We start from the raw sequence: 25,536 nt of genomic DNA on the forward strand, positions 1-25,536 counted from the left end.
AACAATTTTTTTGTGGAAAATTCAGGTAAATTTGAGATATCGGCAAGATTACTCAATAAAATCTGAATTCAGATCGATTTTTGTGATCTTTAGTGGTTGTTTTTCTCACATATAGTTGAAAAAATAGCTTTAAAACGAAAGCGAAAGCTGAGTTTTACGTCTAAAACTAAAAACTATGTGAGGATTAACATGAAAGAATTGATCGCTTCAGAGCACGCTCCTGCCGCAATTGGCCCGTATTCACACGGAACCACTTACGGGGATTTGATTTTTACTTCTGGCCAGCTCCCAGTTGATAGCGCGACAGGTAAAGTAGTAGAGGGAGGGATTACTGCTCAAAGTCATCAATCTCTAACGAACTTAAAACATGTGCTTGAAGCAGGTAACGGCAGTTTAGATACGGTTCTAAAAACGACGTGTTACTTGGCAAACATCAGCGACTTTGCTGAATTCAACAAAGTGTATGCAGAGTTTTTCCAAAAAGATTGCCCAGCACGAAGCTGCTTTGCGGTGAAAGATCTTCCGCTAGGTGTTTTGATTGAAGTTGAAGCGATTGCTAGTAAAAAGTAATACGGAGAAGAAGCATGAATCAGCAATGGAACCAATATATCCAAATCATTAAGCAAGTTGTAAAACCTGCCCTCGGATGTACAGAACCCATTGCTGCTGCATATGCGGCAGCAGTTGCAAAGCGTGAGCTTGGATGCCAAACCCCGGATACGATTGAAGTCCGTGTCTCAGATAACTTATTTAAAAACTCAATGGGGGTTTACGTTCCCGGTACCGGGAAAATTGGCCTTAAGATCGCGGCGTCAGTTGGCGCTTTAGCGGGAGACCCAAACGCAGAACTGGAAGTACTTGCTAAAATTAATCAAGACGATGTGACTGCTGCCCAGCAACTTATTGATGAAGAGCGAGTCAGTGTTGCTCGCATTGATACACAAGAATTTATCTTTTGCAGCGTGACCATGAGCGCTGGAGAAGACACAGTCTCGGTGACCATCAGCGGTGGGCACACTAACATTATTCAGATCACTCGTAATGGCCAAGTGACGTTTGATGCCCTGCAGCAGCAACGTGTTGCGACAGGATCAGTATGTGAAGGCGTTGATATCTCCATTAAGCAGATTTACGACTTTGCCCTTCAAGCGCCATTTGATGACATCAAATTCATTCTGCAAGCGGCGGAACTCAACTCTTCCTTAGCGCAAGAGGGTATCGACCGAGGTTATGGCTTAGAAATTGGCCGGACATTAAAAGGCAATATCGAACAAGGCTTACTTGGCAATGATCTCATGAGCAGAATCCAAATGATGACGTCTGCTGCATCAGATGCTCGAATGGGCGGCGCTACGTTACCAGCCATGAGTAACTTCGGCAGTGGTAATCAAGGTATCGCGGCAACTATGCCAGTGGTGATTGCAGCTGAAGCCTTCCAAAGTAGTGAAGAGCAATTAGCACGAGCTCTGATCATGAGTCACCTAGGCGCGATATACATCAAGTCTTACTACCCACCTCTGTCAGCTTTCTGTGGTAACACGGTAACCAGTGCGGCTGCATCCATGGCGTTGGTGTACCTAGCGGGTGGCACGTTTGAGCAATCCTGTGATGCGATTCAAAACGTTATCAGTGATAGTTCGGGCATGGTGTGCGATGGCGCAAAATCCTCATGTGCGATGAAAGTCTGCACTTCTTCTACTACGGCAGTGCGCTCATATTTGATGGCGATGGGTAACCACAGTGTGAAGAATCAAGGTATAGTAGGCGACGAAGTTGAACAAACAATAAGAAACGTAGGCTCTATGGTTAGACTTGGTATGCCGTATACTGATAAATCTATTATCGATATCATGTCGGCCTAGCCTCAAAGTTTTTGCTAAGGGAAGTAAATTGCAGCTTAAGAAACTCACCAAAAGTGATTTAGATATTTTGAATTCAATGAAGAACGTCGTCGATGGCATTGCCCGTATGTATGGTGAGCATACTGAAGTCGTTCTTCACAGTCTTGATGCAGAAGCACCGGAAATCATCAAAATTGCCAATGGCCACATCACTGAACGTGGAGAAGGCGCGCCAATTACCAACTTAGCAAGGATGAAGCTACTTGAGGGCAAGGACGTTTCAGACTCGTATCTGACTAAAACGGCGAGCGGAAAGACCTTGCACTCGATCACTACTATCGTCCGCAACCCAAAAAACAAGCCGATTGGCCTGCTTTGTATTAACGTGGATATGGATGTGCCAATGCAAGACTTCTTGCGTTCCATCATGCCACAGCAGCAGAACCCGTGTTGTACTGGGTCGCAATCCCCAGAAACGTTTGCTCGCAATATTGACGAGACCATCATTAGTACGATTGAAACCGTTCAGTCAGAAGTATGGACGAATGAGGCAATCACGCCTTCCAAACGCAACCGAGAGTTAGTGACACGCTTACAAGGTTTGGGGATTTTCAAATACAAAGATGCGGTATTAATGGTGGCCAACCACCTAGGTATCTCGCGTGATACGATCTACCTCTACCTAAGAGAATTGGGTAACGATTAAGTGAGCAGTTCTAGCTCAGTAATGTTGCTCAAAGCTTCCTGATTGGTTTTGCCACACACGATCGGACACGGTTTGAATTCGTGGCAAACTTTTGGTCGCTCAGCTTTTCCGAATAGCTTGCATAGGTTGTCGTCATTCAATTGAACGCAACGTTCGCCCGCTGGTTTGCCATTTGGCATGCCAGGAATAGGGGAAGAGATACTCGGTGCAATGCAGCATGCCCCACAACCTAATCGACAATCCATCTAAAAGTCCTCGTAAAAATGAAGGGGGCATTATGGACATTTCTCGCCAGATTGGAAGAGGTGTGCGTAAATTCCTATCCATAAGATTACTTGGCTAAATACGAACAAATCTTACTCAATGCTCCTATCACTCCAGTAAGGCCGTAAAACTTGAATTTTGCCGTTCAGAGGGGTATAAAACGCACCCAATTCAATCCCATTCAGTAATAAGTAGTAAGCGTATGAGCACTCCATTTTGGCAAAGTAAATCGTTAGAGCACATGACAGAAGAAGAATGGGAATCGCTCTGTGATGGGTGTGGCAAGTGTTGTCTGCACAAGCTAATGGATGAAGATACGGATGAAATCTATTACACCAACGTGGCGTGTAGTTGGCTGAACAGCAAAACATGTTCGTGTAAAGACTACCCAAACCGTTTCACTTCAGGCGAAGAGTGCACCAAGCTGACGCGTGAAGATATTGATGACTTTACATGGCTGCCACACACTTGTGCATACCGCTTGTTGGCAGAAAACCAACCGCTGCCAGAGTGGCACCCATTAATCACTGGCTCTAAGTCTGCAATGCACGCAGCAGGAGAAAGTGTACGAAACAAAGTGGTGTATGAAATCGATGTGGTGGACTGGGAAGACCACATTTTAAATCATCCTAGCAAGGGGTAGGCTTCGTAAGGCTTAGCGGGGCTAGTGGGTTTATGGTTATTTTCGATAAATACCAAATGCTTTCTTGTCGCTGTCAAAGTTAGCACTAAGGAGAAGTATTCGGTGTAAATGAAGTACGAAGTTTCATAACTTCCTTTCCTTTTCACGCTTCTACCTTTCACGACAGCAATAACGCTTTTAACAGTGACCCACTTTTCTCTGAGGCCTTTATTAAATGCAGCTGGGAGCACGTAAACTTATCGTACCTCTTTTCGACCATGACTTTATCTTCGGTGATATCAGATTCTTGCTTGTCCTCAGACAAAGCCAATAATCTTGAAATTGTGCATCAACTTCTTCGATTAAGCTCGGTTGATTATTTTTGACTTGAACTAATAAATCTCCAACCTGATCAATCATTTTTTCAGTGTTTCAGTCTGACATTGCAGGGCTTCAGCCTAAAGCCTCTAACATGTTTATTATCGCTGTTAACTCCATCTCCTTGTCTTCTCAGGGGGGTAAGGGTTAAGTTAATGGTTGGTTCAAACGATCTTAGAACATTCTGATTTAAAAGGATTAAGGCGTATAGTTCTCGCTACAAGAGATGCACATGGTTTGTATTCATAATACGGATTTAGAGTCATCGAAACCCCCAAAATTTTATTCAAATCTTGCCTCCTGATGTTGACAGTGTCTCAGCAGCATAGCGAATTTTAGTATTTTATGTTCAATAGCTTATAAAAATAGCGTTAATTATCATTGTTTGATTGCTCCCCGTGTTTTGGGTGCACATTTATTTACCCCCCTTGTAAGTGATTATGAATTGCGTCTGAGTCTTAACGGCCGTGTTTATTCAATATTTGCACATCCTTCTGGTCGTCAACAATTTTTATGTTCAGGTCGGTTTTCATACTACCCTTCTAAGCCAATTACACGGCTCAAAACCTACCGATAGACCCAAACTGGTCGTATTTAAAACCACATATTATTAAAGTACCCATTATGATTATTTTTCCGCCACAACTTGTTTTTTATACCCAACCTTATTTTTGAGGTTTTAAGCTCACTACTTCAGATGAAAAAGCAAAATTCATTCTATTATATGCAATAAATTACTCATTAAAAACGTGCTCTTTTGGTATTTAATTAATACCAGTTTAACAGTTTTTGGTTTTGTAAAAGGAGCGTTTTTGATGTGCTCGTCAACAAATTGATCAAAAAGTAATCAAGTTTTGTTGTAAAAATCCTAATTTAGCTATTAGCTATAACTTAGTCGGTTGCTAGCAAAGCAAGCAATCAAACCGCAGTAATAAGAATGAATTGGTATTGGTGTAATACCAAAAGAAGGTAAATGGTTATCTACTGAGGATCAAAATACTATGCTTAACGATTTTAATGAATCACCTAAATACAGCGCTGACGTGTCGAGGCTTACGCTGAAAGCACAAATAGCTGACAAGTTAAGTGCTTTGATCGCATCGCGCATGATTGTTGAAGGAGAGGCTTTGCCATCAGAGCGCGAATTAGCGAAGTCGTATGACGTCAGCCGAGAAACAATACGCGGGTCGTTAGCAACCCTACGCGAAAGAGGTTTGATAACTATATCTCGAGGTAGAAAAAGCATTGTCGCGGAGGGCTCTGCAAAGATCATCCAGTCAACTTGCTTGCTGGACGATATTCAAAATTTCGATGCATTTACGGTTGTTGAAACAAGAAAGGTAATTGAGCGTGCAATATTGCGCTCAGCAGCAATTAATATCAAGGACGAAGACTTAGAGAAGCTGGCATCTTTGGTCGAATACCAGGAAACAGTATTGGATAACCACGTCGCGTTCCAGGTTTCTGACAAAGAGTTTCATTCGATTATCTATAAATCGTGCCGGAACGATTTGTTGTCCAAGATTGCCATTGATGTCTACTCCTATGCACTAGAGCATCGAACAGCTGCATTGGCTGAAGAAAAATCGACCGTTAGAAGCATTCGAGAGCATCACCAAATTCTAAGGTCACTTCAAAACCATGACCCTGATGCCGCTGAACGTTCCATATTGGGGCACGTGGATAGCATCTTTAAGTCAACACTGATCATGCAAAACAAGGACAATGAGTAGCCGATTATGCCTGTAATTACTTTAAATAAGCTAACCAAAAGATACAAATCTACCGAAGTGATTCACCAGATTGATTTGGTGATGGAAGATAACGAGTTTACCGTATTTGTAGGTCCGTCGGGGTGTGGTAAATCCACAACGTTAAGAATGATCGCGGGTCTAGAAACGGTCAGTGATGGCGAAATCAAAATGGACGACCGTCCTATTTCAGGTCTCGAACCGATTGATCGTGACATCGCGATGGTATTCCAGGACTACGCACTTTACCCACACATGGATGTGTACAAGAACATGTCTTTTGCTTTACGTCTTGCAAAGCACCCGAAAAGTGATATCAAAAAGCGAGTGGCAGAAGTGGCAAAAATGCTTGGCCTCACCGAATACCTTCACAGAAAACCTGCGGAATTGTCTGGTGGCCAAAGACAGCGAGTTGCGATGGGACGTGCATTGGTTAGAAATTCTTCGACCTTGCTGATGGACGAGCCACTTTCAAACCTTGACGCCAAATTGCGCGGCCAAATGCGTGCTGAGCTCGCGATGATGAGTAAAAACATCAAGAAAAATATTGTCTATGTGACTCACGATCAGATCGAAGCCATGACACTTGCAGACCGAATTGTAGTTATGAAAGATGGGTATATCCAACAGCACGGGACGCCAAGAGAGCTGTTTGATAAGCCAAGCAACAAGTTTGTGGCGGGTTTTATGGGGATGCCACCAATGAATTTTCTAGATATGTGCTTAGAGCAGATAGACGGAAAAACCTACGCTGTAGGGTCGGATTTTAAACTCGAGCTTTCAGCTTTAGAAGATAAATCTAAGTTACCAGATTCCGGCGAGGTTACGATAGGTATTCGTCCCTCTGCGCTCACATCCCCAATTTCTGTTCAATTTGAAAATTTAATCACGTTCACTATTAACGTAACTGAATATGTAGGCAATCAGACGGTATTAATTTCAGAAATTCAAGGTAAACGATTCATGGTTGAAGTGGATTCACTCAATGAATTTAACGATGGTGATACAGTCAGTTTTCAAGTAAATCCTGACGATATTTATATTTTCGAAAAAAACACGGAAGAAGCAATATATTAAATTTAAAATCATTTAATAAGTTAAGATAAAAACAACAAGGATAGCTAATTCATTCTCTTGCTCTTAGGAGGCAAAATGATTACGAACATTAAAAAGGTATTTAATAAATCAATAATCACAGCGCTAGCGCTGAGTACTGCGTCATCATTTTCGTATGCAAGCCCATACGATAAATATAAAGATACGACGCTGGTAGTGAATTTTCCTGCACACCCTCATTATAATGCAGTTATGAAGGTATTACCTGAATTCACTAAAGAAACGGGGATTAAAGTAGAAGTCGACCAACTTCAATATTTGAGAATGCGTGAGAAGCAAACTCTAGAATTAACTAAGCGCAAAGGCGACTATGATCTCATTTCATATGTTGTTTTCTCAAAGGCTGACTATGTATACGCCGATCAGCTGGAAAACCTTGCCAAATACTTTATGAACCCGATGTTGGCTGATCCTAAATTTGATGCAGAAGACCTAGTTGATGGGTACGTTGCAAATATTGGTGTTGCTGGGGGTAAGAAAGGTTACCTTAAGGGACCAACGGGATCGTTGTTTGGTTTACCTTACGGCTCTGAAACGTCAATCCTGGGGTATCGCAAAGACATTTTTGAAAAGCACAATTTGGAGGTGCCGACCAACTATAAAGAGATGTTATCTCTAGCTTGTGAGATCCCTAAACTTGAACCAGGGATGGGGGGACTAGCGTCTCGTGCGGCTTCAGGCCATCATGCGTCGCACGCTTTTCTTCTTCATTTATCACCTTTAGGTGGGCGAGTTTTTGATGACCAATGGAAACCAATCGTTAATAATGCTCAAGGTGTAGAAGCTGCTAAAGCGTTGAAAACGATTGTAGATTGTGGTGCTGAAGGCGCAAAAACGTTCGGTTTTGCCGAGGCAGGTACATCCTTTTTACAAGGCAAGTCTGCTATGTTCCTCGATTCTACTGTATTCGCAGGTCAGGTGAATGATCCAAGCAAGTCTAAAGTGGTGGGTAAAATCGGTTGGGCTCCTCACCCTATGGGTGTACGCAAAGGTTCACAAACCGGTGGATTCGGTATTGGTATTCCGACCAATGCGCAAAACAAAGAAGCAGCCTTCTTGTTAATGCAATGGCTAACGTCGAAGAAGGCAGACAAACTCGTTGCGATGGCTGGAGGAAATCCTTCTCGTTACTCTACGCACTTTGATAAAGACGTAAACGCGAAATTCCCTCATATGAAAGTATTTGGTGAAGCACTGAAAGACGCGGATCCAGATTGGCGTCCAATCATTCCAGTTTGGGGTAAAATTAATGCTGATTTAGGGACTACCTTATCGAAAGTATTAACAGAAGATCTGGATATTCAAGAGGCGCTTGATGGCGTTGCTAAGCGTGCGGAGAAGGAAATGGCTGATGCTGGCTATTATTCTTGGGACGAAAAATAATTAATCTCTAATAAATATGAGTTAAATCGGAAATGTTCTCGCCCTAAAATATTTGGGCGAGATAACTCCAAATCTATATAAATCGGTGTTTAAATGAAAGCTATTGATATTAATCGCATGACTCCGTATGTGTTCTTGGCTCCTGCCTGCATTTTTTTAATATTTGGTCTTCTATATCCAATTTTATATATGATGTATGCGAGTTTCCTAGATTGGAATCCAAGCCAACTAATTAATGAAGCAGATTGGGTCGGTCTCAAAAACTATTTTGACTTATTTCAAGACTCATCATTTCGTGAATCTCTTGGAGTGACTTTAAAATTTGCTGGTATTATTATTTTTTTAGAAGTTTTTCTGGGTGTAGGGCTTGCGTTGTTGCTAGATAGAAACATTCGTGGAATGTCTATATTGAGAACAATATTTATTTTACCCATGATGATTGCTCCAATTGTAGTTGGATTAATGTGGCGTTATATGTACCACCCTACTATCGGTGTTTTTAATCGCACATTAAACGCATTGGGTTTCGATTCCATTCCATGGTTGTCGGACTCTGATTGGGCACAATCGTCGATCATTATTGCGGACGTTTGGCAGTGGACACCATTTATTTTCATCCTTTCACTTGCTGCATTGCAATCTTTGCCTAAGTCGACACTTGAAGCCGCTAGAATTGATGGCGCAACACAGTGGCAACAGATCGTCTACATCAAGATACCTTTGATGATGCCTGTGCTTATCGTAACTATGCTGCTTCGTCTGATTGATGCATTCAAAGTGCTTGAGGTTATTCTGGTCATGACAAACGGTGGTCCTGGTTTATCTACTGAAATTCTCTCGCTCAGAATTTCTCGCACAGCCTCAGAATTTAGAGAGCTTGGAGAGGCTGCAGCTATGTCCAATATGCTACTTGTCGTTCTGTTGGTATTAACCCTAACCATGTTTATTTACAACCGAGTAAATGAAAAACGAATCGAGAAATTGGCGACTGTCAGAAAGGATGAAGAAGAATGAGTAATCCAAAGGAAAATGAACAAAACCCAGCGTTTTACGCCTTAATTGTAGCGCTAATTGTGATGTCACTCGGCCCAATAATGTTGATGGTGATGACGTCACTTAAATTGAACGTAGATATAATGAGCGACACGAGTGGTTTATTTTTTACACCAACACTTAAAAATTACGAGACCGTGTTGTGTGACGTGCTGTGGTACACGCCTGATCATGTAGACTTTTGTAGCCCGACGTTCACTCGTTCACTAGGGAACTCAATTTTTATTGCGACTGTTTCTACCGTTATCACATTGACCATTGGTTGTATGGCCGCTTACGCGTTAGTTCGATTTAAGTTTATGGGTAGAGGCGCTGTGTCACTGACAACCCTGATGATGCGTATGGTACCACCAGCGGTATTATTAGTACCTGTATTCGGTATCTGGACGTTCGACTACGGCTTGGATGGGACATTTAGCGGCATCATTTTATTGTATGTCGCAATGAACCTTCCGTTTGTAATATGGATTTTGCAAAGCTTCATTGTGCAAGTGCCATTGCCTTTGGAAGAGGCCGCAAAGGTGGATGGAGCCAGGCCCATGCAAATCTTTTTTTTGGTGGTTTTACCCATTATTAAACCGGGTTTAGCTGCTGCTGCGATCTTTACGTTTCGAATTGCTTGGAATGAATTTTTGTTGGCGAACGCGTTGTTACAGCGTGACACACGTACTGTGCCCGTAACCATTGTTAACTCTTTGACAGAGTACGACATTGATTGGGGCGTCATTATGGCAACAGGCATGCTTTTGGCGGTTCCTCCCATAATTTTTACTTTCATTGCGTCAAAACAAATCATCACCGGTATGACTGCAGGTGCGGTCAAAGGTTAACAGATTTAATTTTTCAACAGTTTTACAGGTATACACATGAATTTAGAAAAAGATTACCAACTAGTGATTGGAACATATAGTGATATCGATGCGTTGGCTCATCAGCCGTATTCTCCGAAACCGGGTGAGGGTATGTACTGCGCTACTCTTACAAAAAACGGTCAACTCATCGTTAATAGCGCTGTGGCATCCCTGAACCCTGCAGTGCTCATTCCTGGCTCTGACAAGAAATATTTATATGCGATTTTGGAAACGATCAGAGAGAACGGTTCTATTGTTCAGTATGAAGTCCAGGCCGACGGTAGCCTTACTGAAGTGTCCTCTTTTCAGGCAGGCGGAAAATCAACGTGTTACTTGTCTTTTTCCCCTAACAATGATGCCGCCATCGTCATTAACTACTGGGATGCCATCATTGATGTAGTCGATGTCGATGAGCAAGGACGTCTTGGTGAGGTACTTCAAAGCTTCAAACAATACTACCGACCTGAGTCCGAGTGGCGACAAGTGCAAGACCGCGAAGATCATTGGGGAAATCGTCAAGTAGGCCCACACGCACACTGCGCGCACTTTTGGCATGAGTGGGTGTTTATTCCTGACCTGGGAGAGAATGCGGTATTCCAGTATCGTTGGAACCCAGAAACTCGTCAATTGATGCGTGATACTTGGATTGAGTTTGAACCAGGTTCAGGGCCAAGACACATGGCAATGCATCCAAATTTAGACATCTGTTATATCTCAAACGAGCTATTTAATACGGTTTGTGTCGCTAAGTTGGACAGTTCTGAGCCCTCAGAGGTAAAACCACGCCTTATCGTGACTCAATATGAATCGACCTTAAACAACCACGATCAAATCAGCTATGTCTCTGAAATTAAATTGTCTCCGGATGCGAAGTTTCTTTATGTCTCCAACCGTGGGGACAACTCAATTGCCGTGTTCAAAGTCCTGGAAGATGGCAAATTGAAGCGCATAGACATCACATCAACGGAGGGGAAATTCCCTCGACATTTTGCTATTTCTCCTTGTGGAAAGGCGGCCATCATTTCCAACCAAGATACCGGTAATGTGATCGTATTTTCTAGAGACTTGGAAACGGGGTTGATCAAGATGACCGATGAAATCATCGAAGTCCCAGCGCCAAACTATATCCGTTTTTTGGAATTGTAAGGCGTTTGTTTAATCGTCAACGTAGAGATTAGGCATTTTAGAATGTCACCCTTTTTCATCGGTTATTGTGATAAGGGGGAGGGGGGAAGGGCCAAACACGATGCCATATCCGTTTGGTTTGACGTTTATGGATATTGATATGGATGATGGATCATGAATTATTGGTTAGGTATTGATTGTGGTGGCACGTATTTAAAAGCCGGCATCTACGACCAACAGGGGCGAGAAATTGGTGTATCTCGTTGCTCCCTCGAACTTATCTCGGAGCATTCAGGCTGGGTTGAGCGAGATACGGCACAGCTATGGGCGTCTACCTGTGCAGTGATAAAGCAGGCTATTGAGGATACCCAAGTCGCCCCGTCACAGATTAAAAGTATTGGAATATCTGCTCAAGGCAAGGGGGTATTCTTGTTGGACAAGCAAGGTCATCCCATGCCGCGTGCGGTTCTATCTGCCGATCAACGTGCGATAGACGTGGTGAAAAAATGGCAGCGAGAGGGCATTCCAGAAGCGATTCATCTCAAGACAAGGCAAACCCTTTGGACGGGACACCCTGTGTCGATTCTACGGTGGTTTAAGGAATCATTGCCTCAGCAATATGACCAAATAGGTACAATATTCATGAGTCATGATTATCTTAGGTGGTGCTTAACAGGGCAAAAGCATTGCGAAATCACGAACATATCTGAGTCTAATTTTTATAATTTCGAAACGGGTCAATACGATGATGATCTCGCCGAATTGATGGGGATTCCCGAAGTTTTTGACGCACTACCCCCAATCATTGGCTCGACAGATGTCGCTGGTTTTGTGAAGGAGGACGCAGCTCAATTGACAGGTCTCAAGGTAGGTACTCCAGTCGTTGGCGGTGTTTTTGATGTGGTTTCGACCACCATATGTTCTGGAATTCGGGATCCCCGGGCTTTGAACTTAACAATGGGCACTTGGTCGGTAACTACAGGTGTCACGGATCGCCTGATTGAGATCAACGAATCTTATGTTAAGCCGCATGTGTTTGGCCACCACGCGCAAGAAGGTCAATACATTACTCACGATGCGAGTCCCACCTCTTCTGGTAATTTGGAATGGTTTACTGAGCTTTTTGATGATCAAGACTTCTCTGAAATAAACCGTTCAATTAGTGCGTTGCCAAAGCTAAGCTCGTCAGTGTTGTTTGCCCCATTTTTGTATGGTTCTAACGCCGGATTAGGCGTCAAAAGCGGGCTATATGGAATCCAATCTTTTCATTCTAAGCCACAAATATATCAGGCTATTTATGAAGGGGTCGTGTTTAGCCATCTGTTCCACCTCGGTCATGTTCGCCTTCTTTACCCTAATCTCGAGTATTTGGTTGTATGTGGAGGCCCTGCTCGATCGAAAGAGTGGATGCAGATTCTGTCAGACGCCAGCGGACTTCCTGTTGTACTGCCTAAAATTGAAGAGACTGGCTGCTTTGGTGCTGCGATTGTGGCTATGGTAGGCAGTGGGGTTTACGTTTCAGTTGATCAAGCCATGGAGGGTATGAGTATCGATCAAGACAAGATCTTCCCCGACGGTAATGTTTTTTTGCCCTATCAGGAGAAAATGCAAAAGTACCGTGTGTACGTCGAATCTCTGGGCAAATTAGAGAACGCATTGAGCCAAATTACGTCCAGTAAAACAAGATTAGAGGAAGAACGATGATTCCTAAACTACAAGTAGCTTTGGATGTGAATACCGAAGCAGAGGCATTAAAATCTGCAGAGGCGTTAGCACCGTTTGTTGATGTTTTGGAGGCAGGCACCTTGATTTGTTTTGCTGAAGGCATGTCAGTAGTGCGAGCATTGCGCTGTCAGCACCCTACTATCCCGTTAGTGGTGGATATGAAATTAGCTGACGCCGGAAAAGATCTTGGTGAAATGGCATTTAGTGCAGGTGGTTCGCTACTAACAGTCGTATGTGCCGCGCCACTTGCGACCATAGAGGGCGCTTTGCAGGTTGCCAATGAATATGGTGGAGACATTCAGATCGAACTGTTCGGTGATTGGACATTCGAACAAGCCAGAGAGTGGCGAAAAATTGGGGTATCTCAAGCGATTTATCACCGGGGAAGAGACGCTCAAGCCAAGGGGCAAACATGGTTACAAGAAGACCTTGATTGTTTACAGCGTATGTGTGATTTAGGGTTCAAAATGTCGGTTACAGGAGGGATTACTCAAGATACCTTGTCCTTGTTTGAGTATTTGCCCATAGATACTTTTATTGTAGGCCGAGCGTTACTTGATTCGTCTGACCCCAAAAAAGCGGCCATTTCATTTAAAGAGACATTAACTGCATTATGGGGAAATAAAGAATGACATACGTTGACGCTTCACGCACTCATCCTATTGGTATTTATGAGAAAGCACTACCGAAACATTTAAGCTGGTCTGAAAGGCTAGCACTTGCCAAGTCTTGCGGCTTCGATTTTGTCGAGATGTCCATTGATGAAACTGATGGTCGGTTGGCTCGATTGGATTGGTCTAAAGATGAGCGCAAATCTTTAGTCAACGCAGTCATTGAGACGGGGATTCGTGTGCCATCGATGTGTTTGTCAGGCCATCGCCGATTTCCTTTTGGTAGTCATGATCCAGAGACTCGTCAGCGTGCTTACTCTATTATGGAGAAGGCTATTATACTGGCTCAGGATCTTGGCATAAGAACGATCCAATTGGCAGGTTATGACGTGTATTACGAAACGCAAGACGAAGATACATTGATGCGCTTCGAACAAGGCCTAAAGTGGGCTGTTGATCTGGCGGCAAAATCTCAGGTTATGATCGCAGTTGAAATCATGGATACGCCATTTATAAACTCGATCACCAAATGGAAAGCGTGGCAAGAAAAGGTCGATTCGCCTTGGTTTACTGTTTACCCTGATATTGGGAATTTATCCGCATGGGGAAATGATGTCACCGCTGAGCTGACATTAGGTATCAATCAAATAGCAGCGCTGCACCTTAAAGACACTTATGCCGTAACAGAGACGAGTGAGGGCCAATTCAGAGACGTGCCTTTTGGCGAAGGCTGTGTTGATTTTGTTCAAGTGTTCAAAACACTCAAGGCGTTGAACTACCGTGGGAGTTTCTTAATTGAAATGTGGACGGAGAAGGCTGAAGAGCCAGTAGCTGAGCTGATTAATGCTCGTCGCTGGATTGAGAAAAAAATGGACCAAGGAGGCTGGCATGTTTAAATCGTTAAAAGAAGAGGTTCTTGAAGCCAATCTGGCCCTTCCAAAGCATGGGTTGGTAACCTTTACTTGGGGGAATGTCAGCGCAGTGGATCGGGAACGAGGTGTGATCGCCATTAAGCCCTCTGGGGTCGAATATGAGGTGATGCAAGCCAGTGACATCGTTATAGTGGATCTCGAAACTGGCAAGGTTGTGGAGGGCGACAAAAAGCCCTCATCTGACACGCCAACACACCTTTGCTTGTATCGCGCTTTCAATGACATTGGTGGTATTGTTCATACACATTCTCGCCACGCGACTATTTGGTCTCAGGCGGGGATCGATATACCCGCTTGGGGTACCACGCATGCTGATTATTTCTATGGTTCCATTCCTTGCACACGGTCTATGTCTTCTGATGAAATACAAAGGGATTACGAATGGGAAACTGGCGAAATGATCGTAAAAACGTTTGATGAACGTCAGATTAATCCAAACCAAATGCCAGCAGTTTTGGTCAATGCTCACGCGCCGTTTGTATGGGGAAAAGATGCATCAACCGCAGTTCACAATGCTGTCGTATTAGAAGAGGTGGCGTATATGGGACTATTTTCAATACAACTATCGCCTAACCTTGGTTCTGTTCAGCAATCGCTGCTAGATAAACATTACCTGCGTAAACATGGATCCGATGCCTACTATGGTCAATAACGATGCGGTATGGTTATACGATGCAAAGAAAAAGCAATAAAGGAGAGAATTCTCTCGTCTCGCAGAGTCGCTAGTGACGATAAGAACAGACGCTCTTGAATGACTGTTTTGTTATTCGGTCTCACTCAAAAAACGCCCCGCAGGGCGTTAAGTGAAGCTAGCAAAAAAGCTCAGGCTAATTTACTTGCTGTTTGATGTATTCACCAAGCTCAGAGTGATGCATGATTTTTGATACTGGCAATATCTTTTCTGCTGGTCCCCAAGCAAACACGTTCACAGGAGTATGGGTGTGCGTGCCTGTACCCCAAACAATGTTTTGACCAGTTGCTTGTTCTCGAGCAAGTAGGTTGCCACGGTCGTTATATGGGAAGAAAGCATCGAAATCGTTGATGGCCGGGACATTCTCTTCAGAAAGATATTTGTGTTGCGCCAATCGATATGGATTTGGCTTACTTGCTAGCACCTTTTTCGCTTGTTCTGCGGTGATTGGAAATTCACTATTTTTGTTCACGATCCCAGCGAATTTCTCGGGCGTTTGCTCAGCTTTGTCGAGTTTTTGATACTCACTGATCATGCCGTAGTAGCTTTGTTTCTGGTTGTATAAACCATCAAGAATATCGAAGGCACCGAAGTTAAAGTTTGGCGCATAATCACGATCGGTAAAGGCTTCACCTGGGCGCTTTTGTGGCTTTGGTAGCTCACTTGATGAATAGCTAAAGCCGAAAGAGCCAGTTTCATGGTCTGCAGTCACGATTACGATGGTGTCTTCGCGATCTTTTGTCCATTCGTATACCGTTTGAATTGCTTCATCAAACTTAAGCAGTTCGTGCAGCATAGTACCCGCATCATTACTGTGCCCAGCCCAATCTATCTGTCCGCCTTCAACCATTAGGAAAAAGCCATCTTCATCTTTTGATAAGACGTTAAGCGCTTTTTGCGTCATCTCTTTTAGGCTCGGTTGTGTGCGTTCGCCACTCAGCTTTTTATTGCTATATGCAATGCCATCGTCCATGCCAGAGTACGCGAATAGACCAAGTAATTTGTCGCCGTTAGCGTTGTCGAGCATATCTCGGTTAAACGCTAACTGATAGCCGTCTTTCTGGGCTTCAGCAAGAAGGTTGCGGTCATCTTTACGTTTTGACTTGAGGTAAACGTCACCTTGGGTTAGTTGCTCAAGTTGTTTGTAGGTTTCGCCTTTGTCATTGGTTGACTTAGGGATCCAGTGACGCAGTCCTCCAGATAGCATCACATCGACACCTGTTTCCAGCATATCGCTAGCAATATGGTTTTCTAGAGAGCGGTGTGGCTGATGCGCGGCGAATGCGGCAGGTGTAGCGTGAGTTAAGCGCGTATCGGAAACCAGCCCGGTCGCTTTACCCACTTTTTTTGCTTTCTCCAAAACGGTTTCTATGTGATTGCCTTGGGAGTCAATACCAATCACTTCTGAACCTGTGTAGATACCTGTAGCAAGCATGGTTGCTGAACAGGCAGAATCGACCACAATCGCATCTTCTGGGTGGGTAAGAGATGAACCAATCACGCCTTCTTGAGCAAGCTGATAAAGGGCGGTCTTTTGACCTTTATAGATTGAGTTAGGTGCTTGGTTTGCATAAGTCTCTAATAAGCCAACTTGTTGAGGTCCCATACCATCGCCAATCATTAGAATGACATTTTTGATTTCTGCTGAAAGTACATTGAATGAGAGTGTTGACGTTGCCACTGCGGCAATAACAGGTTTCATAAAGTGCTTCATTGTTTATCCCTTTTTATATAAGCGGGGTGATTAAAACACTCGAATGTGTCAACTCTGTTTCATATTTATTTCATAAATATAAAATTGAGCAATAACTCAAATCTTTGGAATAGAAATAAAAAAAGGCTCACATTTCTGTGAGCCTTTGGCTTATTTAGGAGGGCCCAAACTCGTGGGCAGCGTCATGGCTAAAGTCAAGCAAGCGGTAGTTCTGCAACCACTTGGTTGAACGTGATTCGAGCATTCTGAGCCTGCTCAGATAACTCGACCTTTTTTGCTTGTGCGGCACTAAGATTACTCTCGGCCTGCTCAAGTGCTTGTTGTAGGTTCTCTGGTAATTCGTGAGTTTCCATTTGCGAACCTTGTTCTAGCACATAAGCGCGAATTTCTTTTTTCACTGCTGCTAGCTCTGTATAAGCAACACGCTCTGACTCTGCAGCTTCTTGCGCAGCGTCTCTCTCTTTCTCAAACTGAGCCAGTGCCATACCTTCAGCTGACCATGGGTCCATGTCTGGCAGCTCTTCGATATTGATGGTTGGCTCGATGTACGCATCTTGGTGGCGTAAGTCGAGGCTAGTTGCACGCACTGCTGAAATCATCAACATGACAGAGATAGCCAGTAATGGCAGGCCGCCAACAATCGCTGCGGTTTGTAGCGTACTCAAGCCACCCAGGAACATCAGAATTGTTGGTAAAAACGACAGTGTGAATGCCCAAAACATACGGTTCCAACGCATTGGTTCTTCTGTCACGTTGTTCTGAACAACAGAAGCAAGGATGTATGAGATAGAGTCAAAGGTAGTCGCCGTGAAAATGATACACAGTAGTGTAAACACTGCGATAACGATTGTGCTCATCGGCAACTGCGCCAGCATCGAGAAGATTGCTTTGGTTGCGCCTTCATCGTTAAGTACAGCCACAACATCCAGCTCACCAGAAAGCTGTAGAGATAGACCGTAGTTACCCAAGATCATGAAGAATAGGAAACAGCCGATAGAACCAAAGAAGATAGAACCTGACACCATTTGCTTGATGGTTCTGCCGCGAGAGATACGCGCTACAAATAGACCCATACTCGGTGCAAATACTAGCCACCATGCCCAGTAGAAAATCGTCCAGTCTTGCGGGAAGTGCGTGTTTTCGAATGTGCCGTAGCCACCAAATGGTTCAGCCCATGTTGCCATCACGAAGAAGTTAGACAATAGACGACCAATCGAGTCTAAACCGGTTTCTAGCATGAAGATTGTCGGGCCGGCAATCAGTACGAATGCCAATAGACCCATTGCACCCCAGAAGTTGATGTTACTTAGGATCTTAATGCCTTTTTCTAAACCCGCATAAGACGAGTAAGCAAAAATAGCAGTACAAACCAAAAGAACGGTCACTTGTGTTAGGTTGTTTTTCGGTAGGCCAAACAAGTGGTTCAAGCCTTCAGTGATAAGAGGTGCTGCTAAACCTAAGGTTGTCGCGGCGCCGCCTAATAGGCCGAAAATGAATAGGATATCGACGATCTTTCCTGGTATGCCTTTGCTACGGTGTTCACCAAGAACCGGCATTAATGCACTTGAGATCTTTAGAACTGGCTGTTTACGTACGTAGAAGAAGTAAGCAATAGGAATTGCTGGGATTAGGTAGATAGACCATGCGATAGGCCCCCAGTGGAACAGACCGTAAGTTGCTGCCCAACGAACCGCTTCTTCACTGCCTGGTTCTAATTGGAAAGGAGGGGATTGGTAGTAGTAAGCCCACTCAATACAGCCCCAGTACAAGATACTTGCACCGATACCACCACAAAACAGCATTGCAGCCCATGAAGCGGTTTTAAACTCAGGTTCTTCATCAGCTTCGCCGAGTTTAATTTGTCCCATATCACTGAACACCACGTACACCATAAATGCACAAGCCGCGAGGCCGAGCGCAAGATATAGAAAACCAAGTTGGTCAGTCATGAATGTTTTCGCAATCGCAATCCAGTCTGCACCTTGAGCTGGAAACAGAATGAGCGGGAAAACTATCGTGAGGAGTAGTGCAATAGCACCAAAGAAGGTTGGCTTATCGATAAGCTCAAAAGTGTTTTTCACGAGTATTATTCCATTAAAATGAGAGAGGAATTATGGAATGAACTCGTTTTTCTGACCTAATCGGGTCTATTGTCGTGACGACAAATCGCTTTTATTTTGAATAAAATACGATCAAGGACTAAGCGGGTAAGGCTATATTAAAGCAAGAAGAATACCGCCTACGGTTGCCGCTGCGGACAAGTATTGCCCCGCTGAATAAGAACCGTCATCTTCTTCTTCGATCTTATCTGGATGATCCATACCTAGAGCGCCATGAGCAAATGATTCAACTTTATCGCTTACTGTCGCGTTTTCTGCTTCGACTCTTTTCGCTTCTTTATCGATTTCTTTAAGGGCAGATAAGAGTGCTTTGCCCTCTTCAGAAAGTTTAACTGTGTTTTGCTCAACCTTAAGCGGTGCAGGCTTTTCAGCTTCGCTAACTGAACTCTTAGCGTTCATCTGCGAAGGCGAATATAGCTGAGTGTTACTCGTTCCTACTGGCGTCATATAGCTCTCCTTATCTATCCTTAAACATAGTATCGGCAGAGGTGTGAAAAACTTGTGCAATTAATCATCGATAGTGATGTTTTTTATTCGCACATTACATTTTCTTCTGCTTAATCAAAACTGCTTGGTAAATAAGCAATTCCTATGCCGATACCCATGTTCAAACTAAGAAGCTAAGCGAGCTTAGTCACATGGTAGGTCTGAGCTACGTTTAGACAGGTGTTTGTATGCCTTCATACGGTTCTCTTTCTGAACAAAACGCACCGGTGGAGACAATACTTGTAGTTGGTAATCACTTGAATCTGAAGACAAGGCTTCGACAGGTGTGATGATGGCAACTTTCAGGTCAGGATTACGACGCGAGATAGAAGCGGCTGTGCCTAACCCACCTTCAGTATGGAACTTACCAGCGACATGAATCACCTGTTTGTCAGGGTTCGTTGCTAGGTAATCGACAATCGAATCCGCCATGGTTTCATCCCAAGTTGCTTGAGCGGCAAACTGCTTTTCAGTTTGTTCAGGCGTACCGTGGTGCATCGATGCCATGAATTTGTCTTTGTATGGGCTATCGCCAGTATTCACCTCAGCAGCTACCCAGTCTCGTTGCTTTGTAGAAAGTTGGTCTAGATACGGTAACCCTTTACGGCCAATACACTGAACAAAAGGCTTAGGCGCATTTGCCGCGATAACATCTAAGTTATTCGCTTTTGCGAACTCTACTAATGCGCGGTAATCGCTTTCGTAATTTGGCCAAGCGGCAGCCTTGGAGATAAACACCTGTTCACCAATCTCACCGTTTAGGTATTGGTTAAGCGTGTCTTGGTGCTCGCGGGTAAATTGCTCCATTGATAGGGCAATGTTTGAATCTGCGTTTTGACACGCTTTTAAGAAGTCAGTCTGAAAGCGGTGGATTGCGGAGTGAGTGTGCCATTCGCCAATAAGAATAACGTCAGCGTTTAGCAGCTCTTGTGGTAAAGCGTTAAGAGAAAGTGCTTGGCCTTGTGGAGAGGCAAACTGATAATCGTAGTAGGTGGAAACGGTTTCCGGTTGAAGCACTTTTTGAGAAGTGTTTTCTGAAGGTTGATTAGCACAAGCTGTGAGAAGAGTGGTTAATCCGATAAGAATAATACGTTGCATGAAATGCCTCCTTGAAGAACACGCATACTAAAGGAGGCAAGATGAGCTTTCAATGCAAACGATAATCAATATCAATTAAATCTGTTTGCGGTACACTCTTAGCATAAAATCAGCTTCACAGTTGAATTGCTCTACGTTGGTGAGTTGTTGTTTAAACTCTTCAGTCGCTTTCCAAGCAAACGGCGTCATCTGTAGCAGGTCGAATGCATCAGACCCCGATAGTTCCATCATATAGTTTAGATGCTCTTGGTGCTCAAGAGTAAAACCTTCGATCAATTCAGGATCTTCATCGTGTAAACGCACACCATCATAAATGGTGTCACGCAACTGATATAGATGTCGGCTTGCTGGTGTTACTGTAATCACGACACCATTGTCTTTAATTGTGCGTTGGAGCTCTTCTGCCTTACATGGTGCATAAATGCGTAGAATGCCGTCTAAGCTGTTTTCAGCAAAGGGTAGACGATGGCTAGAGGCAACAGAGAAGTCGACAGCTGGGTAGCGTTTAGCCGCGTATTTGATAGCAACCTTAGAAATGTCTAGACCAAAAATAGCACCGTTCTTATCTTGAAGATTCAGCGCGATTTCATTGGTGTAATATCCCTCGCCACAACCAATGTCCAATAGGCTAGGTGCCGTTTCTGGTAGATAGTTTGAACAGAGTTTGACGACTGCTTGGCGCATAGGATTGTAATGGTTGCCTTCTAGGAAACGACGACGTGCTTGCATCATCTCTTTGTTGTCACCTGGATCTTTTGAACGTTTATGATGTGCAGGCATCAAGTTGACGTAGCCTTCTTTTGCTATATCGAACTGATGGTTCTTTTCACACTTAAACGTACGATCGTTTTGAGATAAAGGTTGGTGACACAGAGGACATTGGTAGTGCATGACGATCTCAGAGCATAGAGTAGGGCGGCAAATTCTATCAAAAAGGACTCCGTCAGGCTAAATAAAAAAGCTGTCATTGGTGGCTCTAGAGATACGGAGTATTAGGCCTGACAACATTAAAAATCATTGCTTCGATTTCGGTCACGTTTGTCTGCCGTTTTTCTGGGTATGGTTCACTCTTCAATAGCGTGAATAAGAAACTGATATGAAAAAGAAAATTATCCTCGATACCGACCCAGGCATCGATGACGCAATGGCCATTTTATTTGCAGAAGCTCATCCAGAGATTGAGCTGATGGGGATTACGACGGTCTATGGCAATGCGACGATAGACAACGGCACTCAGAATGCGCTTTATCTAAAGCAAAAGTTTGATATGAATGCGCTGGTGGCAAAGGGCACTGATAAACCTTTAGTCAGAGATCCAGTTGGCGCTACCGTGGTCGTACATGGTGAAGCTGGTTTTGGTGATGTGAAAGCGCCAAGTTCGCTAGATGTCTCAGCGATTGAAAAAACAGCTTATCAGTTCATTATTGATAGTGTTCGTGCTGAGCCGGGAGAGATTACACTCATTGCTGTTGGGCCTCTCACTAACCTTGCTCTGGCGTTGGAAGCTGCCCCTGACATTGTCAATTTGGTTAAGGAAGTCGTCATTATGGGTGGAGCCTTTGGCGAAAATGACCATAGGGGTAATGTGACGCCATTTGCCGAAGCGAACATACACGATGACCCTCATGCTGCAGACAAGGTCTTCACGGCATCATGGCCAGTGACAGTTATCGGGCTTGATGTAACAGAGGAGAGCTTCTTTACTGCTCAATACCTTGATGATTTGAGAGATGATGCTGGAGAGGTAGGGCAGTTCATCTGGGATGTTAGCCGTTACTATTTGAAGTTCTACTCAGAAAAAGTGGGAATGGAAGGCTGTCACGTTCACGATCCATCAGCCATTGCTTATGTCATCCAACCTTCTTTGTTTGAGTGCCGAAGTGGGGCAATTAGAGTGGTCACCGATGGACCTGCAGAGGGCATGACCATCCAGAAAAGCGACCAGCGTAGTTATATGAATGATGAGTGGAGTTCACTCCCGGCGCAGAACGTCGGCATTAAAGTAAACGATGAAGCGCTGCTGTCACTCTATAGAGAGACGTTAGTTCGATATTCTCAGAGTTAAGTTTAATCGTTAGCCGATTGAGAGCAATAAAAAGGCCGGAGTGAACCGGCCTTTAATGTGTCTTGCGTAGCGAACTGATTACAGAATCAATTCCTGAATAAGGTTACTGAACAGAAATCGTTGTAATCAGCTGGTGGCTCTCGCCAGGCTGAAGCGTTTTGCCTGCCTCTAAGCTCGGCGCGTGCAGTGTTGATTCAACACATAACATGGTTAGGTAACCATCGTCTTGCATGTCACCCATACCAGCCGCACCTTCTGCCCATGGGTTCCATAAAACCGCAGAGTTATGGCCTTGGTTTTTAACTGATAGAGTACGCTCAAGTTTTTTGTCCGTAACCAAGATCTGAGCTTCTGGTTGAGTGTACACTCGGTCAATGGTGTCGGTTAGCACAAGCTCAGCACCGCCTTGACAGATCTTGTCACCTTGCAGGCTGTCGATGTACTCAGCACCCATACCTGTGGTTGTTGTGTTATGGATGTCTGCAACGTTTAGGTAAGTGTGCAGTGCGCCAGAGAAAGTCCATGGTTGCTCATCTGTATTCTTCACATCCAAAGTCACTTTAAGCTCATCGCCAATCTCAACATTCAAGCGTGCATCGAACTGATGTGGCCATACTGCTAGCGTCTCTTCGCTAGGCTTTAGACCTAAGCTGACAATCACACCAGCCTCGCTTTCGCGGTGCTCAACTAATTGCCACTCGCTTGAACGAGCAAAGCCGTGTGCTGGTGCAGCAATGCGACCAAACCAAGGCCAACATACTGGAATACCACCACGCAGTGCTGTTTTGCCATCAAATTTAGCTTGTTGGCTCATCCAAATTAGGTCTTCTTGGCCTTGTGGTTGGAACGACACAACATGGCCGCCAAACAGTGAAATCGCTGCATTTGCTTTATCGTGAATAACACGAACCAGTTTTACACCTTGGTGTTCAACGATAGTGACGTTGTCAGAAAGCACCGCCAGTGCAGGAAGAGTAGATAAATCCATTACATAATCCTTCTTAAGGGAAATTGAATTCAAATTCGAGATACTCAAACTCAAGTAAAGAGTCGGGTAGTTCTCGCATTTGAATTGAATCTCGTACCGGAGAAATGTGCCATTTGTTAAGCATCATCTTCATTGGTGCAGAAGTGATTCATAAACAACAGGTACAAAAAAGGCGACTCTAGAGCCGCCTTTTCTTTTCAGTCTTTTCTCAAAGACAGTCTAGCTAAACGCTATCTAAGTAGTAATTACTTAGAGATGTGAGCGATTAGGTCTAGAACTTTGTTTGAGTAACCGATTTCGTTGTCGTACCAAGATACAACTTTAACGAATTTGTCAGTTAGAGCAACACCAGCTTTAGCATCGAATACTGAAGTGTTAACTTCGCCGATGAAGTCTTGAGAAACAACTTGGTCTTCAGTGTAACCTAGAACGCCAGCCATTTCGCCTTCAGAAGCTTCTTTCATTGCAGCACAGATTGCTTCGTAAGATGCAGCTTCTTTTAGGTTAACAGTTAGGTCAACTACAGAAACGTTAGCAGTTGGTACACGGAAAGCCATACCAGTTAGAAGGCCGTTTAGTTCTGGAAGAACAACGCCTACAGCTTTAGCAGCACCAGTTGAAGATGGGATGATGTTTTGAGAAGCACCACGGCCACCGCGCCAGTCTTTAGCAGAAGGACCATCTACAGTTTTTTGAGTTGCTGTAGTAGCGTGAACTGTAGTCATTAGACCAGATTCGATGCCCCACTTGTCGTTAAGAACTTTAGCGATAGGAGCAAGACAGTTAGTAGTACAAGAAGCGTTAGAAACGATGTCTTGACCAGCGTAAGAGTCTTGGTTAACGCCCATAACGAACATTGGAGTTGCGTCTTTAGAAGGACCAGTAAGAACAACTTTCTTAGCACCAGCAGTGATGTGCTTACGTGCAGTCTCGTCAGTTAGGAAAAGACCAGTTGCTTCAGCAACAACGTCTACGTCGATTGCATCCCACTTAAGATCTTCTGGGTTACGCTCAGCTGTAACACGTACAGTTTTACCGTTAACGATTAGGTTACCGCCTTCAACTTCAACAGTACCGTTGAAACGGCCGTGAGTTGAGTCGTACTTCAGCATGTATGCCATGTATTCAACGTCGATAAGGTCGTTGATACCAACAACTTCGATGTCATTGCGCTCTTGCGCTGCACGGAATACGAAACGACCGATACGGCCAAAACCATTAATACCTACTTTGATAGTCATTGTAGTTGCTCCACAACTTAATTTCTGATTAAAGATAACTGGTAGTAAAATTACAGAATCCAGTCTAAATCTGCAATAGATAATCCGACTTAACTTGTTTAATGTCAAAAAAAAGCGACGCTTTTCTTAACAATTGAGTGTAAGTGGTTGAAAATTGACCATTGCTAGTGGTTCTGCACCCTTCCAGTTGGGTAAAATACCTCTAAATGACGATTCACTTATGAGTGTATATGTACAATGTTTTCTTGTGAGAAAGTATGTGCTACAAAACGACTCATATGCAAGCCTTTATAGAAAAAAGTAAATATAATAAGTGATAATGTGGAGAGATATTAACGTGATTCAAAAGGAAAAAAATATGATAAAGCCTGATGAATACTGGCGTGAGCGCCTAACAGATGATGAGTTTGAAGTGTGTCGTTTGCGTGGTACTGAAGCCCCTTTTAGCGGAAAGTTGTTACACAACCATAAGACGGGTGTGTATAGCTGCACATGTTGTCAAACCCCTTTATTTCTGTCGGATAACAAATATGACTCGGGATGTGGATGGCCGAGTTTTGATGCACCAATTAACGACGAGGCAGTACGCTATATAGAAGATCTAAGTCACGGAATGAAGCGTGTAGAGATTCGTTGTAGCGCCTGTGATAGCCACCTAGGTCACGTTTTTCCTGATGGTCCGAAGACAACTGGTGAACGTTTTTGTGTTAATTCTGTGTCGTTAATTTTCAACAAAAATGACGAAAGTACGAAATAACCTGTAACTAATGTTTAA

Annotated in this window: 24 protein-coding genes and 1 pseudogene; 16 read left to right on the forward strand and 9 right to left on the reverse strand. The window is 43.8% G+C overall.

Annotated elements, in window-relative coordinates:
- Window positions 1–189: 189 nt before the first annotated feature.
- The 3 genes from L1D11_RS00180 to L1D11_RS00190 are packed head-to-tail and all read left to right on the forward strand — an operon-like array spanning window position 190 to window position 2,547.
- The gene (locus tag L1D11_RS00180) at window positions 190–570 is read left to right on the forward strand and encodes a RidA family protein (RefSeq protein WP_005432926.1); all 381 of its coding nucleotides are present in this window, start codon (window positions 190–192) and stop codon (window positions 568–570) included.
- A gap of 14 nt (window positions 571–584) precedes the next feature.
- On the forward strand, window positions 585–1,862 hold the full coding sequence (locus tag L1D11_RS00185) for an L-serine ammonia-lyase, iron-sulfur-dependent, subunit alpha (protein WP_239833864.1): 1,278 nt from the start codon (window positions 585–587) through the stop codon (window positions 1,860–1,862).
- 28 nt (window positions 1,863–1,890) lie between these two features.
- Window positions 1,891–2,547 carry a PAS domain-containing protein gene (locus L1D11_RS00190; RefSeq protein WP_239833865.1) on the forward strand — a complete coding sequence of 219 codons (657 nt, stop codon included), beginning with the start codon at window positions 1,891–1,893 and terminating at the stop codon, window positions 2,545–2,547.
- Here the strand turns inward: L1D11_RS00190 and L1D11_RS00195 are convergent.
- Entirely contained in the window at window positions 2,544–2,792 is a 249-nt protein-coding gene (locus tag L1D11_RS00195; RefSeq protein ID WP_005432895.1) for a YkgJ family cysteine cluster protein, read from the reverse strand. The two genes, L1D11_RS00190 and L1D11_RS00195, sit on opposite strands and share 4 nt — an antisense overlap.
- Window positions 2,793–3,013: 221 nt before the next feature.
- On the opposite strand from L1D11_RS00195, the gene L1D11_RS00200 reads away from it, so the two are divergent.
- Window positions 3,014–3,454: a YcgN family cysteine cluster protein gene (locus L1D11_RS00200; RefSeq protein WP_239833866.1), complete on the forward strand. Its 441-nt coding sequence runs from the start codon at window positions 3,014–3,016 to the stop codon at window positions 3,452–3,454.
- A gap of 56 nt (window positions 3,455–3,510) precedes the next feature.
- Here the strand turns inward: L1D11_RS00200 and L1D11_RS00205 are convergent.
- Window positions 3,511–3,979: pseudogene (locus L1D11_RS00205) on the reverse strand (ISAs1 family transposase); the annotation flags it as partial.
- An 833-nt stretch (window positions 3,980–4,812) separates the two neighbouring features.
- Between L1D11_RS00205 and L1D11_RS00210 the strand changes: the two are divergent.
- From L1D11_RS00210 to araD, 10 genes are all read left to right on the forward strand, one after another.
- Window positions 4,813–5,544, forward strand: a complete 732-nt coding sequence (locus L1D11_RS00210; protein ID WP_239833867.1) for an FCD domain-containing protein — start codon at window positions 4,813–4,815, stop codon at window positions 5,542–5,544.
- A gap of 6 nt (window positions 5,545–5,550) precedes the next feature.
- Window positions 5,551–6,639, forward strand: a complete 1,089-nt coding sequence (locus tag L1D11_RS00215; protein ID WP_239833868.1) for an ABC transporter ATP-binding protein — start codon at window positions 5,551–5,553, stop codon at window positions 6,637–6,639.
- Window positions 6,640–6,714: 75 nt separating this feature from the next.
- On the forward strand, window positions 6,715–8,061 hold the full coding sequence (locus L1D11_RS00220; protein ID WP_239833869.1) for an extracellular solute-binding protein: 1,347 nt from the start codon (window positions 6,715–6,717) through the stop codon (window positions 8,059–8,061).
- A 93-nt stretch (window positions 8,062–8,154) separates the two neighbouring features.
- Complete coding sequence (locus tag L1D11_RS00225) at window positions 8,155–9,075, forward strand: sugar ABC transporter permease (RefSeq protein ID WP_239861962.1); 921 nt, start codon at window positions 8,155–8,157, stop codon at window positions 9,073–9,075.
- The gene (locus L1D11_RS00230) at window positions 9,072–9,944 is read left to right on the forward strand and encodes a carbohydrate ABC transporter permease (protein WP_239834531.1); all 873 of its coding nucleotides are present in this window, start codon (window positions 9,072–9,074) and stop codon (window positions 9,942–9,944) included. The genes L1D11_RS00225 and L1D11_RS00230 overlap by 4 nt, the downstream gene beginning before the upstream one ends.
- 36 nt (window positions 9,945–9,980) lie before the next feature.
- Window positions 9,981–11,111: a lactonase family protein gene (locus L1D11_RS00235; RefSeq protein WP_239834529.1), complete on the forward strand. Its 1,131-nt coding sequence runs from the start codon at window positions 9,981–9,983 to the stop codon at window positions 11,109–11,111.
- Window positions 11,112–11,264: 153 nt separating this feature from the next.
- Window positions 11,265–12,794 (forward strand): FGGY-family carbohydrate kinase, encoded by a 1,530-nt coding sequence (locus L1D11_RS00240; RefSeq protein WP_239834528.1) that lies wholly within the window; start codon window positions 11,265–11,267, stop codon window positions 12,792–12,794.
- Window positions 12,791–13,447, forward strand: a complete 657-nt coding sequence (locus L1D11_RS00245) for a 3-dehydro-L-gulonate-6-phosphate decarboxylase (protein ID WP_239834522.1) — start codon at window positions 12,791–12,793, stop codon at window positions 13,445–13,447. Before L1D11_RS00240 ends, L1D11_RS00245 begins: the two co-directional genes overlap by 4 nt.
- Window positions 13,444–14,322, forward strand: coding sequence for an L-ribulose-5-phosphate 3-epimerase (locus L1D11_RS00250; RefSeq protein ID WP_239834521.1), 879 nt, complete (start codon window positions 13,444–13,446; stop codon window positions 14,320–14,322). The genes L1D11_RS00245 and L1D11_RS00250 overlap by 4 nt, the downstream gene beginning before the upstream one ends.
- A complete protein-coding gene (gene araD / locus L1D11_RS00255) occupies window positions 14,315–15,010 on the forward strand; it encodes an L-ribulose-5-phosphate 4-epimerase (protein ID WP_239834520.1) in 696 nt (231 codons plus the stop codon). Before L1D11_RS00250 ends, araD begins: the two co-directional genes overlap by 8 nt.
- A gap of 175 nt (window positions 15,011–15,185) precedes the next feature.
- Here the strand turns inward: araD and L1D11_RS00260 are convergent, their stop codons facing one another.
- The 5 genes from L1D11_RS00260 to rlmA all read right to left on the reverse strand — a co-directional run bounded on the left by L1D11_RS00260 (window position 15,186) and on the right by rlmA (window position 21,358).
- Window positions 15,186–16,763 (reverse strand): alkaline phosphatase, encoded by a 1,578-nt coding sequence (locus tag L1D11_RS00260; RefSeq protein ID WP_239834518.1) that lies wholly within the window; start codon window positions 16,761–16,763, stop codon window positions 15,186–15,188.
- 194 nt (window positions 16,764–16,957) lie between these two features.
- Window positions 16,958–18,844, reverse strand: a complete 1,887-nt coding sequence (locus L1D11_RS00265; RefSeq protein WP_239834488.1) for a BCCT family transporter — start codon at window positions 18,842–18,844, stop codon at window positions 16,958–16,960.
- Window positions 18,845–18,976: 132 nt separating this feature from the next.
- Window positions 18,977–19,330, reverse strand: coding sequence for a hypothetical protein (locus L1D11_RS00270; RefSeq protein WP_239834486.1), 354 nt, complete (start codon window positions 19,328–19,330; stop codon window positions 18,977–18,979).
- 183 nt (window positions 19,331–19,513) lie between these two features.
- Window positions 19,514–20,467 carry a ChaN family lipoprotein gene (locus tag L1D11_RS00275; RefSeq protein ID WP_239834484.1) on the reverse strand — a complete coding sequence of 318 codons (954 nt, stop codon included), beginning with the start codon at window positions 20,465–20,467 and terminating at the stop codon, window positions 19,514–19,516.
- A gap of 75 nt (window positions 20,468–20,542) precedes the next feature.
- Window positions 20,543–21,358, reverse strand: coding sequence for a 23S rRNA (guanine(745)-N(1))-methyltransferase (gene rlmA, locus L1D11_RS00280; RefSeq protein WP_239834483.1), 816 nt, complete (start codon window positions 21,356–21,358; stop codon window positions 20,543–20,545).
- Between the two features lie 205 nt (window positions 21,359–21,563).
- Between rlmA and L1D11_RS00285 the strand changes: the two genes are divergently transcribed.
- Window positions 21,564–22,532, forward strand: a complete 969-nt coding sequence (locus L1D11_RS00285) for a nucleoside hydrolase (RefSeq protein ID WP_239834481.1) — start codon at window positions 21,564–21,566, stop codon at window positions 22,530–22,532.
- Window positions 22,533–22,635: 103 nt separating this feature from the next.
- Here the strand turns inward: L1D11_RS00285 and L1D11_RS00290 are convergent, their stop codons facing one another.
- Window positions 22,636–23,520, reverse strand: a complete 885-nt coding sequence (locus L1D11_RS00290) for a D-hexose-6-phosphate mutarotase (protein WP_239834480.1) — start codon at window positions 23,518–23,520, stop codon at window positions 22,636–22,638.
- A 245-nt stretch (window positions 23,521–23,765) separates the two neighbouring features.
- On the reverse strand, window positions 23,766–24,761 hold the full coding sequence (gap, locus tag L1D11_RS00295) for a type I glyceraldehyde-3-phosphate dehydrogenase (RefSeq protein WP_128159842.1): 996 nt from the start codon (window positions 24,759–24,761) through the stop codon (window positions 23,766–23,768).
- A 358-nt stretch (window positions 24,762–25,119) separates the two neighbouring features.
- Here gap and msrB point away from each other — a divergent pair, with 358 nt between their 5' ends.
- Window positions 25,120–25,518, forward strand: coding sequence for a peptide-methionine (R)-S-oxide reductase MsrB (gene msrB, locus L1D11_RS00300; protein WP_063523991.1), 399 nt, complete (start codon window positions 25,120–25,122; stop codon window positions 25,516–25,518).
- Window positions 25,519–25,536 lie beyond the last annotated feature (18 nt).

It is taken from the genome of Vibrio sp. Isolate32, from assembly GCF_022397955.1.
GTDB lineage: Bacteria > Pseudomonadota > Gammaproteobacteria > Enterobacterales > Vibrionaceae > Vibrio.

Coding starts and splice junctions, on each gene's coding strand:
- L1D11_RS00195 (WP_005432895.1), bottom strand. CDS start 2,792: ATGGATTGTCGATTAGGTTGTGGGGCATGCTGCATTGCACCGAGTATC.
- L1D11_RS00235 (WP_239834529.1), top strand. CDS start 9,981: ATGAATTTAGAAAAAGATTACCAACTAGTGATTGGAACATATAGTGAT.
- msrB (WP_063523991.1), top strand. CDS start 25,120: ATGATAAAGCCTGATGAATACTGGCGTGAGCGCCTAACAGATGATGAG.
- L1D11_RS00225 (WP_239861962.1), top strand. CDS start 8,155: ATGAAAGCTATTGATATTAATCGCATGACTCCGTATGTGTTCTTGGCT.
- L1D11_RS00245 (WP_239834522.1), top strand. CDS start 12,791: ATGATTCCTAAACTACAAGTAGCTTTGGATGTGAATACCGAAGCAGAG.
- L1D11_RS00285 (WP_239834481.1), top strand. CDS start 21,564: ATGAAAAAGAAAATTATCCTCGATACCGACCCAGGCATCGATGACGCA.
- L1D11_RS00290 (WP_239834480.1), bottom strand. CDS start 23,520: ATGGATTTATCTACTCTTCCTGCACTGGCGGTGCTTTCTGACAACGTC.
- L1D11_RS00185 (WP_239833864.1), top strand. CDS start 585: ATGAATCAGCAATGGAACCAATATATCCAAATCATTAAGCAAGTTGTA.
- rlmA (WP_239834483.1), bottom strand. CDS start 21,358: ATGCACTACCAATGTCCTCTGTGTCACCAACCTTTATCTCAAAACGAT.
- L1D11_RS00240 (WP_239834528.1), top strand. CDS start 11,265: ATGAATTATTGGTTAGGTATTGATTGTGGTGGCACGTATTTAAAAGCC.
- L1D11_RS00215 (WP_239833868.1), top strand. CDS start 5,551: ATGCCTGTAATTACTTTAAATAAGCTAACCAAAAGATACAAATCTACC.
- araD (WP_239834520.1), top strand. CDS start 14,315: ATGTTTAAATCGTTAAAAGAAGAGGTTCTTGAAGCCAATCTGGCCCTT.
- L1D11_RS00210 (WP_239833867.1), top strand. CDS start 4,813: ATGCTTAACGATTTTAATGAATCACCTAAATACAGCGCTGACGTGTCG.
- L1D11_RS00250 (WP_239834521.1), top strand. CDS start 13,444: ATGACATACGTTGACGCTTCACGCACTCATCCTATTGGTATTTATGAG.
- L1D11_RS00200 (WP_239833866.1), top strand. CDS start 3,014: ATGAGCACTCCATTTTGGCAAAGTAAATCGTTAGAGCACATGACAGAA.
- L1D11_RS00260 (WP_239834518.1), bottom strand. CDS start 16,763: ATGAAGCACTTTATGAAACCTGTTATTGCCGCAGTGGCAACGTCAACA.
- L1D11_RS00230 (WP_239834531.1), top strand. CDS start 9,072: ATGAGTAATCCAAAGGAAAATGAACAAAACCCAGCGTTTTACGCCTTA.
- gap (WP_128159842.1), bottom strand. CDS start 24,761: ATGACTATCAAAGTAGGTATTAATGGTTTTGGCCGTATCGGTCGTTTC.
- L1D11_RS00180 (WP_005432926.1), top strand. CDS start 190: ATGAAAGAATTGATCGCTTCAGAGCACGCTCCTGCCGCAATTGGCCCG.
- L1D11_RS00270 (WP_239834486.1), bottom strand. CDS start 19,330: ATGACGCCAGTAGGAACGAGTAACACTCAGCTATATTCGCCTTCGCAG.
- L1D11_RS00220 (WP_239833869.1), top strand. CDS start 6,715: ATGATTACGAACATTAAAAAGGTATTTAATAAATCAATAATCACAGCG.
- L1D11_RS00275 (WP_239834484.1), bottom strand. CDS start 20,467: ATGCAACGTATTATTCTTATCGGATTAACCACTCTTCTCACAGCTTGT.